Here is a 14387-nt window from a genome sequence, read left to right on the forward strand (position 1 = left end):
TCTAAAGAGTGATATTCTCTCGTGAAATTAGGCATAGTAAACATATTACTTTAAAAGTAGTTGTTATATTACATGGATTATTTAAATTATTTATATAGTTGTTTATACTAAAATAAGGAAAGAATTACTTACATTATAAAGGAGCATTAATATGAAGAAATATCTATTAGTTATTCCTGTAATTATTCTTACTTTTACATTAGTAGGATGTTCGTCATCGTCAGAAGAAAAAAATTCTAAAGACACATCTAATGATAACAAGCAGTCACAAAATAGTTCTAAACATAATCACAAGATACCGAAACATATTTTTGATAAAACAACAAAAAATCAGAAGATTTCTGAGAGTACGATAAAAAAAGATATTAAAACCTATTTAGATACCGATAGAAAACTAACAGATGCTAGAGAGCCATACGAGGACAAGTTAGACTCTGACGAAAAGTTATCTAAAAAGAAAGAACAAAAATTCAATCACATTGTTGACTTACAAGAACGAAATTTAAAAAACTTTGCCAATTACATAAATAATAATCAAATGCCTAACAAAGAATATGAACAATACACTAAAAAGATAAGCAATTATATGATAGCAATATATCAAACCAATCAACGTGCGTTAAATTTAGATGAAGATGCATCATTAAAAGATATTCTCGACGTCAATAAAGACAAAAATATTGCGAATGGTCGAGAACAAGCAAAAATTGAGAAATTTTTAAAAGAGAAAAATATCCAAACCATTGCATTTGATAAATAAAAATAAGCAGGACTTCGACGGAATGAAGTCCTGCTTTTACTGTGTAAATAATCATTTCTAAATTAAGAAATATTTAAGATTAAATTGCGACAATATTTGTTATGTTAGAACTAGTTTAAGAGTTCAATGTTTAACTAAAAAATACCATAAAGTAACTTACTAGAACCATGATGCCACTCACACCATTATGGATCATATGAACCATAATGCTGTCGCGAACATTTTTACGACGATGGTAAGCAAGATAGAATATCATTCCCATCATTGTATACATTAGAATTGCTACCCAATTTGAAATACCATGCTGAGAAGCAAAGATAAGTGATGATAGGATGAATGGCAACCAGAATCGTGTACGTTTAAATAATGTTTCTTTGAAAATGCCACGATAAACAAGTTCTTCTAAATAAGGTGCTACAAATGTAATCGTCAGTACGAAGACAATTAGCGGGAAGACTTGGCCCAATTGATCCGGCGTTGGTTTGGCAGCGTTCATATCACCTAATAACATTTTGTCATTTTGTGTTTGCATTGAACCTGTCGCAAATAACATTAAATATGACATACCAATAACGATTAATCTAAGAAGTACGGCCCAACCAACATTTACTGCAATATCCTTACCTGTAAATTTTTTAGGCTTTTCATAGGTATGACGTTTGTAATAGCCTCTAACTAGCCATATTATTACAGCAGCTAGTATGAAATAAATGATGGTCACTAATGTGCAAGTTAATGTATCCATATAAATAGAAAAACTATAGATAAACATACTACTCACAATAGGAATTTGAATTAGTAGCATCCAGCCTATAAAAATAAGGGCACGTACAAACTTATTACCAGTTGGACGACGTTTTTCAGTATGTATGTGGTCTTTAGTTGAATTATCTTCATTTGAAGAAGATGTAGTATTAGAAATTGTATCCATATTCTGATGATTCATCATAATAAACCCACCTTTGTCTAGAAATATAAAATCTTGAAAATGAATACCTCTATATGAATGTAACATATATTTGACATTTATTGTAGGTCACTTCATAAAAATGCGTTATCTTAACTAAAAATCAACATTTCAATTATATGTTTAGGAGGTTAACTATGTCTAAAGATGAAATGTCACATGACCATATAACAGGAGATTTCCAAATTTCTCAAAAATCTTATTGGAAGTTGCTATTACAATCTCTATTTTTAATTTGTATTTTATTTGTTGCCGAATCAATGGTTATATTTTTAGTAGAGAAGCCAAAGTACTTTTGGATTGCTATTGTAGGGGTCATTATCGCATTTCTAATTTTAAAATTAAGTAAGTTGAAGCTATTTCAATTTAGTCGAATAACTAAAAAGCAATGGCTAATCATTATCATTGGATTCATTCTTGCCAATGGTGCAGATTATATTTATTTTGAATTCATGCCTACAACAGGGAATGAAAAGGAGTTAGAGGAAAGTTACCGCAATGTACCACTGTATTTACAACTCATTGCGATAGGTATTTTAGCTCCTATCTTAGAAGAAATTATATTTAGAGGATTGTTAATTAAAGGTATCTTTAGAGGTGCGCCTATAGTTGGTGGCATAGTATCTGTTATTTTATTCGCTGGCGCTCATGGCCCAAGCAACATGGGTGAATGGTTTATTTACGGCTTTTCAGGTTTCATTTTCGTTGTTGCATATTTAAAAACAAAACGGCTCGAAATACCTATTATCATACACATGCTTGGTAATATACTGGCTACATTTCAAAATTATTTTTGGTAGAAATACTTTAATTACATAGTATATACGCAACAAAAAGCAATGCCTAGGTTTTGATAGGCATTGCTTTTTAACTTAATTATGTTCGATTTTTAAGTGTTTACCAGGAAGGCTGTCTAATAAATAAGGATCATGCGTAATAATAATAAGCTGTAACTTATCCATATTTCGTAACATTTGGAGTATGATTTCTTCATTTATCACATCAAGATTCGTTGTAGCCTCGTCTAGAATTAATACTTCAGGTTCAACTAATAATGCCTTCGCAATCCATAAACGTTGGAATTGTCCGCCACTTAAGGTGCTCACTTTTTTAGGTAATAAAGATTTGTCGAGCTTACACTGTTCTATGACGCTTAACATCTTATCGTCATGTTGATTTTTAGGAATATTAAAGTGTTTTAAAGGTTGTTTTAAAATCCAAGACACTGTTTTTTTAGGATCTAATGTATTGGCATTATATTGAGGCACGTATTGAATATGTTTAATCCAATCTTGATGAGATACGTGTCCAAGCATCATATCTTTATAGCTTACGATACCTTCGTAATGATCACCTAAACCTGCAATGATTTGTGCAAGCGTAGACTTACCGCTCCCACTAGACCCACTAATAATTAAATTATCAGTACCTTCAAGTTCTAAATTAAAGTTTTTAAATATCTGCTTTTCAGAAAATGATTTATTTAAGAATTTAATCTGCAACATAACGGTATCTCCTATGCGCTAATTCAATTAATTGCTGTGAGTAAGCGTGCTCGGGACGCACTAAAATATCGTTTGCTTCGCCACTTTCAATCATTTGGCCATTACGCATCACACTAATATGTGTTGCGTAATCCATCGCTAAACTTAGGTCATGCGTGATAAATAGTAATGTCATATTATGTTCTTGAACAACATGATTTAATAATTTCATTAGTTGATTTCGATTGTCAAAATCAAGTGCACTTGTCGGTTCGTCCACAATCAATAATTTAGCTTCTCTAACAATTGACATTACTAAGGCAATTCGTTGAGCCATACCACCACTCAATTGAAAAGGGTAGTCATTAAATAAATCTTCAGGATTCTCTAATCCTAAATGTCTAAATTGACGTAGAACAAATTCATGTTGCTGTTGTCGCGACAATTGCGTATTTAATGCATCAAACAGTGCATCAAAATGTTTTCGAATACGTACATTTTGGAAGAAATTACTATTAGTATCTTGGAACATGGCATCGGTATTATTTAAATCAATAGCAATTTGACCTTGATACTTTAGATGAGGATGACGCATATTCAAAACTGTACGTGCTAATAAAGATTTACCACTGCCACTCTCTCCAACTAAACAATGAAAGCTACCCTCTGTAACAGTTAAATCTACTTGATTCAACAATGCATGATTTCCGTCATAAACGGAGACATTCTTCAAATGTAGTAAAGCATTTATTGAGTGAATCGACGATTGAGTATTTGACATATGAGCGCGAACCCTCCTAACAATATTCCTGGAAAGAAGAATAACCAAGGTGCTGAGTAAAAGTAGCTCTTACCGTCGTAGAGTATGGCACCTAATTCTGGCAATGGTGGTTTTACTCCTAATCCAATAAAAGCTAATCCTGAAATACTAAGCATTAATTTTCCAAAATCGGCAGTAATGAGTGCAGTCACGTTACGCATAAGATGTGGAATAATATGACGTACTGTCGTTTGTGTCCTTGTTAAACCACTTAATGATGCAAATTTAACGAAAGGTTGCGTTTGTACATCACGAGCCAAATTTCTGAAATAACGTAAATAGCGTCCTAACCACCCAATCATCAAGGCCAAACATAAACCTACAATTGAGTTATTAATAAAGCCTAATACGACAAGTGCGATAATAATAGATGGTAAAGCAATTAACATATCAGCAAATGCCATCAATAGTGCATCTAACCAACGACCAATTAGTGCAGCTGCTAGCCCTAATATTAGTCCCAATATTACGCTCCCAACTATAATGAGCGTCGTTAAACCAAGTGTAACCATGCTACCAACAAATAGGCGAGTGAAGAAGTCACGTCCTAAATGGTCAGTGCCTAATAGATGATGAAGGCTTGGAGGTAAAAGTGCTTCCGATTGATGAATCATGTTTGCTTTGTCATAAAACAGAAAAGCAAGTATAACGAATATGATTGCAATCATAGGCCATATCCAATGTTTAATCTTCATAAGCTATTCGGCCTCCTGACTTTTTTGACATTCTTAGACGTGGGTCACTTTTCTCAAGTAAAACATCGCCGAAGAAATTAAGCACCATTATGAAAGTAATAATCATCATTAAAATGCCTAAAATAACAGGGTAGTCACGTAAATTAATACTATTGATTAATAACTTACCTAATCCAGAAATACTAAAAATAACTTCTAAAATAATCACTCGGCTAAATAAATGAATAAAATTATTAATGGTGATTGTCATGAGTGGTGCCAAAATTTCTTTTACTTGTACATAGATACGATCTTTTAATTTAAATTGTCGTAATTGAGCTAATTGGAAAGGTTGGCTTTGTAATGTACTTTCAAAAAGATGACTGCTTAACAACAACATATGACTCCCTTCTACAAGGACGAGTATGACAATTGGAAGAACAAAATATTGCCAACTATTACTTCCTACGAAAGGGAATAGATGCCATTTCACACCAAAGTAATAAATGAAAATAATTGCTAGCCAATATTCTGGTAATGATGTAACTACTTGGGCAATACGAGTTATTACGACTGACCACTTTTTTCGTGAATGATTGCCACATAAATAACCAATTACGTAACTTATAGGAAACAGTATGATAGCTGAACCGAATATTAATTTAATGGTTGGGACAATTGCCTGGGAAATACGTTCAGTTACGAGTTCACCATTACTAAAACTCGTACCAAGGTCGCCTGTAAAGACATTGCCTAACCATTGGACATATCGAACTGGCATTGCCTGACTTAAACCAAGTTTCTCTTGAGCCATTTTAATACGTTCAGGCGTGATTTGTGCAACACCATGTTCTTGTAAGTATTGAACGGCAGGGTTACCGGTTGTATTCTCTAAGAGAAGAAATAATACAAAGGAAATGATGATTAAATAGATGAGTAGTCTGATGAAATGTTTTACAATGTTAGTCATTATTAGACACCTTCAACTTATCGTAATTTATTGGTGCATCTGTTTGTCCTGAGAACTCGAATTGTCTGATTTTAGGACTTGTCACAAAGGTCTCATTAGGATATGAAATAGGAACTATGAGATATTGCTGATCAATATAAGACGATAGTTTATTAAATGCGCGTTGTCGGTCATGCATGTTGATCATCGTCGGAAATTGCTTAATCATAGATGTTAAGGTTGTATCGTTTGCGAATACGCCAGGGCGTGAGCCATCTTGTTTAAAACGTGCATTCAAGAAATTGTATGGCATTAGCGCATTTGTATATGTACGATAATAAATGAGATCAAAATCTTTACGCACCGTTAAAGTTTCATAATACGTTTGTGAATCTAAAATATTAATATAGAGTTTAATTCCTACTTTTTTAAGGTCTTGCTGCATGATTTCAGCTTTCGTCTTCCATTCTGGAAATTCATCCGTTTGGAGTGCGAGTTTAAGTGAAAGTATGTGACCATCCTTTTCGAAATAACCATCATTATTCATCTTATAACCTAAAGAGCGGATTAACGATTTAGAAGTCGAAGGCGAATAAACATGGTCAGGTTGATTGTGAGCATTAACGTATTGAACATTCTGTTGAAATAGACCCTTCAGTTTCTTATTTGACGATAGGTCATCTGTGTTTATGGCTTTACTAATCGCCTCACGCATTGTCTTGTAAGATTTTATGCTGGGGATTAAATCCCATAAATTGCGTTTCTGTACTTGGCGACGTATGTACAGATAGTGCTTTGTTTCTATGAGATTCTTTCACTTGTTGTGGTGTCATCTGACCTAATGAACCACCTGTAATATCAATAGAGTGACTCTCAATTGCTAAGTGTCTTGAATCACTATCTTCTATAGATTGGAAAGTTAGATTGTAATTAAGTGGATGGCCATTGCGATAATATGTATTAGGTTGAAAACTCACAGTTTCATTTGTTGAATCTGCTACTTTGAATGGACCTGTGCCAATCGCTTTTTCAAATTTACCAGTTGTATTGCCACCTTTAACAGCGTGTGGACTCATAATGCGAAGCGGTCTAACTTGAGACAATTCATTTAATACTTGATTTGATGGTGATTTTAACTCAATCTCAACAGTGTGTTTATCTTTTATTGTGATTGATTTTAATTTATCTAACGTTTCCATAGGGTCAGTTGTATCCGTTGCCTTCGCACGTTCAATTGAGAATTTAACAGCCGATGCATCAAAATCAGACCCATCATTGAATTTTACATTCTTCTTTAAATGAAATAGGTAGTGTTTACCGTCTTCTGAAGCTTCCCAAGATGTAGCAAGTCCTGATTCAATCTTGCCATTTTTACCATAAGTTACAAGCGGTTGATAGATAGCATTGTACACAGGCATAGGCGCATCAAAGCCTTGTGCATCTAGTTGATTTGCATTAAATTCACGAGGTAGTGAGACTTTAACCTCTTTGGTGTCATTATGATGCTGAGCACAACCACTTAACATAAGCATCGCGCACATAGAAAGTGAATAGAATATGCGCTTTTTCAATGTTTTACCTTCTTTCCATTGTATTCATCATTATTTTTTATAATAGAGTTTAGTTATTGGAAAATATTTTTCCATCAATAGACATTATTATATGATACACCCTATACAAATTCTTTGAAATGATAAATTTGTGAATAGATATGTAGAAGTTTTTCAATTTTGAAAATAAAAAAAGAGGGTGGGGACCCTCTTTTTAATGTGTTTCTCCTAGTGCAACTTTGGCGTCGTCTTCTTTAGAAATGGCTTTAATAGCGGCTGTTAAACCTTTCGCAATTGTTTCAATAGACATCGACGGTTTCTCAGGCTTATCTGTCACTTGTTCAGGGATAAATGGTACATGAATAAAACCGAATAATAACCCTGGATAAGACTTGTCAGCGAGATAACCTAATTGGTATAAGACATGGTTACAAACAAATGTGCCTGCTGTATTCGATAAGCTTGCAGGGACGCCTGCTGCTTTAATCGCTTCCGTCATCGTTTTAACAGGTAAGTTTGAGAAGTAGGCAGGTGCGCCATCTTCTTGAATGGCCACATCAATAGGCTGATTACCTTTGTTGTCAGGAATACGTGCATCGTCGATATTGATACCTACACGCTCAGGAGTAAGGTCATAACGACCTCCAGCTTGACCAATAGACAAGACCACATCGTAATTGCCATTTGCTAACTCTTTATCAATGACGTCTTTAGATTCATGAAAGACGGTTGGAATTTCTAACTTTGAAATGGTATGTTCGCCAATCGTATTCTCCAATTGCTTTACTGCCTCTAATGCAGGATTTATCTTTTCACCGCCAAATGGATCAAATGCTGTAACTAAAATTTTCATTATTCATTTCCTCCTTAGAATTATTTAAAATGCCCAGAAATACATTAGAGCGATGTGAATTACTATAAGTGCTAATGCTATAGGTGCTTGTGCTTTAATAACGCCAAATTCTTGTTTCATCTCAAGTAGTGCAACTGGTAATGTGTTGAAATTTGCTGCCATAGGTGTAAGTAATGTACCACAGAATCCACCAGTCATGGCAAGCGCACCTGCAACGATTGGATCGCCACCTTGTGCAATAACGAATGGAATACCGATACTTGCTGTTATAACAGTAAATGCTGCGAAAGCATTTCCCATAAGCATTGTAAAAAGAACCATCCCTAATATATAAGCAATTGCGCCTATTAAATGGTTGCCTTCAGGTAAAAATGAAGAGATACCTTTTGAAATGACTTGACCCACACCACTTGCAGTAAAGAGTACGCCAAGTGCAGCTAAGAATTGTGGTAATATACCTGTCGTTCCAACTTGTTGCGTTAATCGGTCACTGTCATACAATGTGTAAGATAATTTTGGCTTGATAATTAGTAGTGCTGCGATTAATCCCACAATTGATGAAATACCTAAACCGATGGCACCGCCAAGTGGAGTCCAGTTTGAAACAACTACTGCTACCACAGCTAAGACAATTGCAGGAATGAAAAGTTTATTTCCATATTTAGCAGAACCTTTTTCAACTTCTTTATCATTAACATCGATAATATTTTTTATTTTCACTTGTCTGAAAAGTGTTAACGCACCCATTGCTAAAACTAGAAGACCATTAATTGCATCTGGTATGTAAGGACCTCCTATAAATAAAATAGCTAAAATGGTCCAAAATGCTGCTGTACCTAAACTTTTAGATTTATCTTGTGAACGTAAAGCGCGATAAGCTGTATATAAAAATTGAAGTCCAATCAGTATGTAAAATATTTCTAAAATATGGTTTAAAGTTGCTTCACTCATGATTTTTCACCTCATTATTTCCATATTTTTTATTGAAGTAACGATCGAGTAAAATATTTTTAATCCAAACTAAAATAAGTGTGATGATAGCAACAGGAATTGAAGCGAGCACTAAACTCATTGCATTCACTTTGATGTCTAAAGATTGGAAAGTCCCAACCATCAATAACACACCAGCAGCACCAACAAATAAGTTTTGTCCAAAGAAATTACCATAATTTTCCATGGCAGATGCTTCGGCTTTTAGTTTTTCAATATCTTTCTCATCGATGTCTTTATCAGTAAGATTGTAACGTGTTCGAAGTGCACCTTGAACCATAGGGTTAATTAAAGGTCGAACAAATTGAGGATGACCACCGATACGTATTGATGCTACGCCAGCGATTTCACGAATAATTAAATATAAAGTAAGAAGGCGACCGGTTGTTATTTTCTTAACGTTACTAATTAGTTTAGAAGCTTGTTGCTTCAAACCAAAACGTTCAATTAAACCGACCATAGGCAGTGTAAGCATAAATAAAGTTACAAGACGTTGATCTACAAAGGCTTTTCCAAGTGTTGAAAGTACTTCAACGATATCCATACCGGCAACTAAACCAGTGACTACTGCTGCAATTAAAATAATTGCGATAGTGTCAAACTTAAGAATGAAGCCGATGATTATGATTAAAATACCAATCAATTTAATCCATTCCATAAAAGCACTCCTTAACAGTTATTCAAATTAACCTTTAATATTTAATTGATGCGATTCAGAGATATAGTTAATGTCTGTACCCATATCTAATTAATATGTAAAAGATAAGTGAATAACAGATGTAATTTTCTTAATATTAACACAACGAAAATTGCTATTAAAGTGAATTTAAAATAAATTGAATAATATTTTATATTTAGAGATTGTTTGGAATATAGATGATAAATAGCTTTAAAAATTAAAAATTATAAAACCTCCTCAAATAAAATATATGAGAAGGTTTTATAATTTTTAATTTTTAAATTCAAGATAATAGAGACTAAATTCTAAGTCTTTTTTTAAATGATTTTCAAGTAAATTAGTAGCATTTTGAACATTACCTTTTGCGAGTTCCGAGACTATTTCTTTATGTTCTTCAATTAAGTTAGGTCTGCGTTTATTTATTACAGTTTGGCTAAATAAATATATAAAACTACGATATTTTTGATAAGTTTCTAAAATAAACTGATTATTAGTTGCCTTCATTATTTTTTGATGAAATTGATCATTGATTTTAATGATTTCTTGTTCATCATCCTTATCAATATCTATCTGAGTATATTGATTAAGTTCTTCAAAATCTTCTTTAGTATAAACAATACCAGCTTTTTTTATTGCAAATGTTTCCAATAAAATTCTCACTTCAAAAATTTGTCTATATTCTTCTTTTGTTGGAGTGAAAATATAGGAGTCTCTTATAAAATATTCTAATTCTAGTTGTTTCAATGCTTCTCTAATAGGGGTTCTACTGACATTATACTTTTTTGCAAGTTTTGCTTCTGTTAATTTTTCATTTCTCTTTAAATTTCCATCAATAATGTCATTCCTAATTTTTTGATAGATTGATAAATTTAAATTTTCCATAATTATCCCCCTTGTAATAATTTAAGTTTACTATAAATTTTGGGGTTTTAAAATGTATACAATTATAGTATTATTGTATACATAAATATTGTAATCGCTTACAAAAGGAGAGGTTTTTATGAAAATAGGATTTATAGGTTTAGGAATTATGGGTAAGCCAATGGTCAAAAACATGCTAAAAAATGACATAGAAGTATTAGTAAATGACATTAATAAAGATGCCTTAGAAGAAGTTGCTAAATACGGTGCTATAAGTTCATCAGTTCAAACTATCTCAAGAGAGGCGGATTACTTAATTCTATCTTTGCCAAATGGCGCAATTGTTAAAAGCGTATTGTATAGCGGAGAAGATACTATTTTAGATAATAGTGAAATAAATATAAAAGCGGTTATAGATACTAGTTCATTAACTCCAAATGAATCGTTAGAAATTAGTAAAGTGCTTGAAGAAAAAGAAATTAAATATTTTGATGCACCGGTAAGTGGAGGAGAACCACTAGCTATAAGTGGGGAGTTATCAGTTATGGTAGGCTGCGGTGAAAATGATTTACAAGAGATAAAAGAAGTTTTAAATCCAATTGCCAATTCAGTAGTTAGAGTTGGAAGAGTTGGTTCAGGCAGTGTAGTTAAATTGGCAAATCAAATAATTGTAAATACTAATATAGCAGCTCTATCAGAGGCAGTAGTTTTAGCAAAAAAATTTAATATTGATTTAAATGGTATGTATGAAGCAATACGAGGTGGACTAGCTGGTTCAAGTGTCATGGATGCAAAATTTCCTAAAATGATTAATGAAGACTACAAACCAGGTGGAACTATAAATATAAATTTAAAGGACTTAAAAAATGTTAATTCTACTGCTGATACAGTCGGTCTCACGCTACCGTTATCATCAATTGTAAAAGAAATGTATAAATCTGAAGTTAGTCATGGAAATGGACTTAATGATCATTCTGGAATAGTTAAATACATTGAAAAAATAAACAATATGTAGGTGATTTTTATGATTAGTGACAATTTAGTAAATCAAAAGAATACAAAACTCATTAACAAGAATTTAAGTGATTTTAATTATAAAATTATTGTTTTAGACGATGATCCAACTGGCACACAGACAATTAAAGATTTACCTGTTTATACAGAATGGACTGAGAAATGGATTGAAGATGGGTTTTTGCAAAAAAATGATATGTTTTACATTTTGACTAATTCACGAGCTTTAAATGAAAAGGAAACTGTGAAACTACATAAAGAAATTAGTCAGAATATAGAAAAAGTAGCGAATAAATTAAATGAGGATTATTTAATTATTAGTAGAGGAGACTCTACATTAAGAGGTCATTTTTATCTTGAGCCTAAAGTAATAAGTGAATCAGCAACTCAACCTTTTGATGGAGTATTTTATTTACCGCAATTTTTCGAAGGGAATCGATATACCTATAATGGCATACATTATTTAAAAGAAAATCAAAAGTACATACCCGTAGTTCAAAGTGAGTTTTCAAACGATACAACATTCGGTTATTCATCAGAAACCATGTTTGATTTTATCGAAGAAAAAAGTGAAGGTGAAATAAAGTCTAGTGAAGTATCTTATATTTCATTAGAAATGTTAAGAGAAAAAAAAGAAAAAGAAATATTCACTGTTTTTGAAAGATTGGAGAACTTTAGTGCTGTAGTTGTTGACGCTTTAAATGATAGTGATATGGATTATTTTGCAAGTTGCCTAATTAACTTTTTAAAAGGTAATAAAAAGAAATTCATTTTTAGAACTGCAGCATCATTTGTAAAAGCTATGTGCGTAACTCCAGGAGAAATAATTAATTTAAATAAGTTTAGTAGCAATAAAAATGGAGGGTTAATAATTGTTGGATCACATGTAAAAAAATCAAGTGAACAATTAAGTTATTTAATTAACAATACAAATATTAGACCTTTTGAATTCGATGTAAAAGAAATTATTAAAGATAATTTAGAAGAATATATAAATACTTTAATTACGAAAGTTGAATATGAAATCGTTAATGGAAACAGTGTAGTTGTATATACATCTAGAGATGTTATAAAAACTGAAGATATTAATAATAACTTGAGTATATCAACTAATATTTCAAATAGCTTGGTTAATATTGTAAAAAATATATCTATAAAACCAAAATTTATTATTGCCAAAGGTGGAATTACTTCTAGTGATGTTGCTACAAAAGGCTTGAATATTAAAAAGGCCGAAGTCATTGGTCAAGTTACAAAAGGAGTTCCAGTTTGGTTAACAGGTGATGAAGCTAAGTATCCTAAAATGCCATATGTTATTTTTCCAGGGAATGTGGGTGAAAAAGAAACGTTGGCACAAGTATATAAAATGAATAATTAGGGGGTAATGGTTATGGGAGAATTTTGGCCATTGATTGCAGTTGTAATAGGGGTAATTATATTATTGGTATTAATAATGATATGTAAATTGAATACATTTATATCGTTAATAATAACTTCGATGGTAACTGGTATTTTATTAGGTATGCCTTTAGAAAAAATCGTAGAAACAATCGAAAAAGGTATGGGAGATACTTTAGGACATATAGCAATAATATTTGGCTTGGGATCAATATTAGGTAAACTATTGTCTGATGGTGGAGGTGCAACTAAGATTGCTGACACCTTAATAAATGCTTTTGGAAAGAAATATGTAACATGGGCAATGTTAATTGCTTCATTTATAATTGGTATTTCATTATTTTTAGAAGTTGCATTTGTGTTATTAATTCCTTTAGTTTGTACATTAGCAAGAAGAATGAAAATATCTAACTTAGTTGTTGGATTACCAATGGCAACTTCAATTGCAATAACTCATGGCTTTTTACCACCTCACCCTGGTCCTGTTGCGATAGCGGAAGCTCTAGATGCCAATATTGGATATGTATTAATGTATGGTTTTATAATTGGTATTCCACTCGCAGTTATAGTAGGGGGTACATTTACAAAATTGGCTTATAAGCTTTCTCCATCAGCTTTTGAAAAATTAGGTAACCAAGAAGAGTTAGGAGAAGTTAAAGATGATGAAAGACAAGCATTACCAAGTTTTGGTATAAGTTTATTAACAGCACTTTCTCCAGTTATTCTTATGCTTTTTTCAACAGGTGTTCAATTAATCACAGGAAATGAAAGTGGAAAGGCTACAGGTATAGAAGGTGTAATATTCTTCTTCGGTAAATCTACTACTGCAATGTTAATAGCTGTACTAATAGCAATCTATACTATGGGATTGAGAAGAAATAAAAATATGAAAAATATTATGGATACAGTTACTAATGCTATAACGCCAATAGCAATGCTGTTGTTAATTATTGGCGGTGGCGGTACATTTAAGCAGATTTTAATTGATGGCGGAGTCGGGGATACTATTTCAGATATATTCAAGGGTACTGAAATGTCACCAATAATTTTGGCTTGGTTAGCAGCAGCGTTATTACGTACTGCATTGGGTTCTACTACAGTAGCTGCAATTTCATCTGTAGGTATAGTTCTACCATTAATACAAGCAGTAGACGTCAATATCGCATTAGTAGTTTTAGCGATTGGAGCAGGAAGTATCTTTTGTTCACATGTTAATGATGCGGGATTCTGGATGTTTAAAGAATATTATGGTTTATCTATGAAAGAAACATTTTTAACATGGACTTTATTAGAGTCAATTTTATCAGTAGTTGGTTTAGGACTGATATTGATAGTTAACTTGATAGTGTGATTTTCAAAGAGACTTTTACAAAAAAGTAGAAGTCTCT

14 protein-coding genes and 1 pseudogene are annotated in these 14387 nt (G+C 32.4%); 5 read left to right on the forward strand and 10 right to left on the reverse strand.

The window, feature by feature from the left end:
- Positions 1-151: 151 nt before the first annotated feature.
- On the forward strand, positions 152-760 hold the full coding sequence (locus HMPREF3134_RS02540; protein WP_011274614.1) for an NDxxF motif lipoprotein: 609 nt from the start codon (positions 152-154) through the stop codon (positions 758-760).
- Positions 761-890: 130 nt separating this feature from the next.
- Here the strand turns inward: HMPREF3134_RS02540 and HMPREF3134_RS02545 are convergent, their stop codons facing one another.
- The gene (locus tag HMPREF3134_RS02545; RefSeq protein ID WP_083279086.1) at positions 891-1709 is read right to left on the reverse strand and encodes a CPBP family intramembrane glutamic endopeptidase; all 819 of its coding nucleotides are present in this window, start codon (positions 1707-1709) and stop codon (positions 891-893) included.
- A 155-nt stretch (positions 1710-1864) separates the two neighbouring features.
- Here HMPREF3134_RS02545 and HMPREF3134_RS02550 point away from each other — a divergent pair, with 155 nt between their 5' ends.
- On the forward strand, positions 1865-2527 hold the full coding sequence (locus tag HMPREF3134_RS02550; RefSeq protein ID WP_070440483.1) for a CPBP family intramembrane glutamic endopeptidase: 663 nt from the start codon (positions 1865-1867) through the stop codon (positions 2525-2527).
- A gap of 72 nt (positions 2528-2599) precedes the next feature.
- Here the strand turns inward: HMPREF3134_RS02550 and HMPREF3134_RS02555 are convergent, their stop codons facing one another.
- The 9 genes and pseudogenes from HMPREF3134_RS02555 to HMPREF3134_RS02595 form a co-directional block, all read right to left on the reverse strand.
- Positions 2600-3232, reverse strand: a complete 633-nt coding sequence (locus HMPREF3134_RS02555) for an ATP-binding cassette domain-containing protein (RefSeq protein WP_070440485.1) — start codon at positions 3230-3232, stop codon at positions 2600-2602.
- On the reverse strand, positions 3219-3992 hold the full coding sequence (locus tag HMPREF3134_RS02560; RefSeq protein WP_053022268.1) for an ATP-binding cassette domain-containing protein: 774 nt from the start codon (positions 3990-3992) through the stop codon (positions 3219-3221). Before HMPREF3134_RS02560 ends, HMPREF3134_RS02555 begins: the two co-directional genes overlap by 14 nt.
- Positions 3959-4726 (reverse strand): ABC transporter permease, encoded by a 768-nt coding sequence (locus HMPREF3134_RS02565; RefSeq protein ID WP_070440487.1) that lies wholly within the window; start codon positions 4724-4726, stop codon positions 3959-3961. Before HMPREF3134_RS02565 ends, HMPREF3134_RS02560 begins: the two co-directional genes overlap by 34 nt.
- Complete coding sequence (locus HMPREF3134_RS02570) at positions 4716-5675, reverse strand: ABC transporter permease (protein WP_070440488.1); 960 nt, start codon at positions 5673-5675, stop codon at positions 4716-4718. Before HMPREF3134_RS02570 ends, HMPREF3134_RS02565 begins: the two co-directional genes overlap by 11 nt.
- Positions 5668-7225: pseudogene (locus HMPREF3134_RS02575) on the reverse strand (ABC transporter substrate-binding protein). The gene HMPREF3134_RS02570 and the pseudogene HMPREF3134_RS02575 overlap by 8 nt, the downstream one beginning before the upstream one ends.
- A 193-nt stretch (positions 7226-7418) precedes the next feature.
- Positions 7419-8057 carry a pyroglutamyl-peptidase I gene (gene pcp, locus HMPREF3134_RS02580; protein ID WP_011274622.1) on the reverse strand — a complete coding sequence of 213 codons (639 nt, stop codon included), beginning with the start codon at positions 8055-8057 and terminating at the stop codon, positions 7419-7421.
- Positions 8058-8081: 24 nt separating this feature from the next.
- The gene (locus tag HMPREF3134_RS02585) at positions 8082-9008 is read right to left on the reverse strand and encodes a DUF979 domain-containing protein (RefSeq protein ID WP_011274623.1); all 927 of its coding nucleotides are present in this window, start codon (positions 9006-9008) and stop codon (positions 8082-8084) included.
- Positions 9001-9705: a DUF969 domain-containing protein gene (locus tag HMPREF3134_RS02590; RefSeq protein ID WP_011274624.1), complete on the reverse strand. Its 705-nt coding sequence runs from the start codon at positions 9703-9705 to the stop codon at positions 9001-9003. Before HMPREF3134_RS02590 ends, HMPREF3134_RS02585 begins: the two co-directional genes overlap by 8 nt.
- 291 nt (positions 9706-9996) lie before the next feature.
- Positions 9997-10608: a GntR family transcriptional regulator gene (locus HMPREF3134_RS02595; RefSeq protein WP_070440491.1), complete on the reverse strand. Its 612-nt coding sequence runs from the start codon at positions 10606-10608 to the stop codon at positions 9997-9999.
- A 118-nt stretch (positions 10609-10726) separates the two neighbouring features.
- Between HMPREF3134_RS02595 and HMPREF3134_RS02600 the strand changes: the two genes are divergently transcribed.
- From HMPREF3134_RS02600 to HMPREF3134_RS02610, 3 genes are read left to right on the forward strand one after another with little or no spacing between them, the layout of a single operon-like run.
- Complete coding sequence (locus tag HMPREF3134_RS02600) at positions 10727-11602, forward strand: NAD(P)-binding domain-containing protein (protein ID WP_070440493.1); 876 nt, start codon at positions 10727-10729, stop codon at positions 11600-11602.
- A 9-nt stretch (positions 11603-11611) separates the two neighbouring features.
- Positions 11612-12979: a four-carbon acid sugar kinase family protein gene (locus tag HMPREF3134_RS02605; RefSeq protein ID WP_070440495.1), complete on the forward strand. Its 1368-nt coding sequence runs from the start codon at positions 11612-11614 to the stop codon at positions 12977-12979.
- A gap of 12 nt (positions 12980-12991) precedes the next feature.
- The gene (locus HMPREF3134_RS02610; RefSeq protein WP_070440497.1) at positions 12992-14350 is read left to right on the forward strand and encodes a gluconate:H+ symporter; all 1359 of its coding nucleotides are present in this window, start codon (positions 12992-12994) and stop codon (positions 14348-14350) included.
- The last annotated feature ends 37 nt before the right edge of the window (positions 14351-14387 follow it).

Source organism: Staphylococcus sp. HMSC14D10 (assembly GCF_001808125.1).
In the GTDB taxonomy this organism is placed as follows: Bacteria; Bacillota; Bacilli; order Staphylococcales; family Staphylococcaceae; genus Staphylococcus; species Staphylococcus haemolyticus.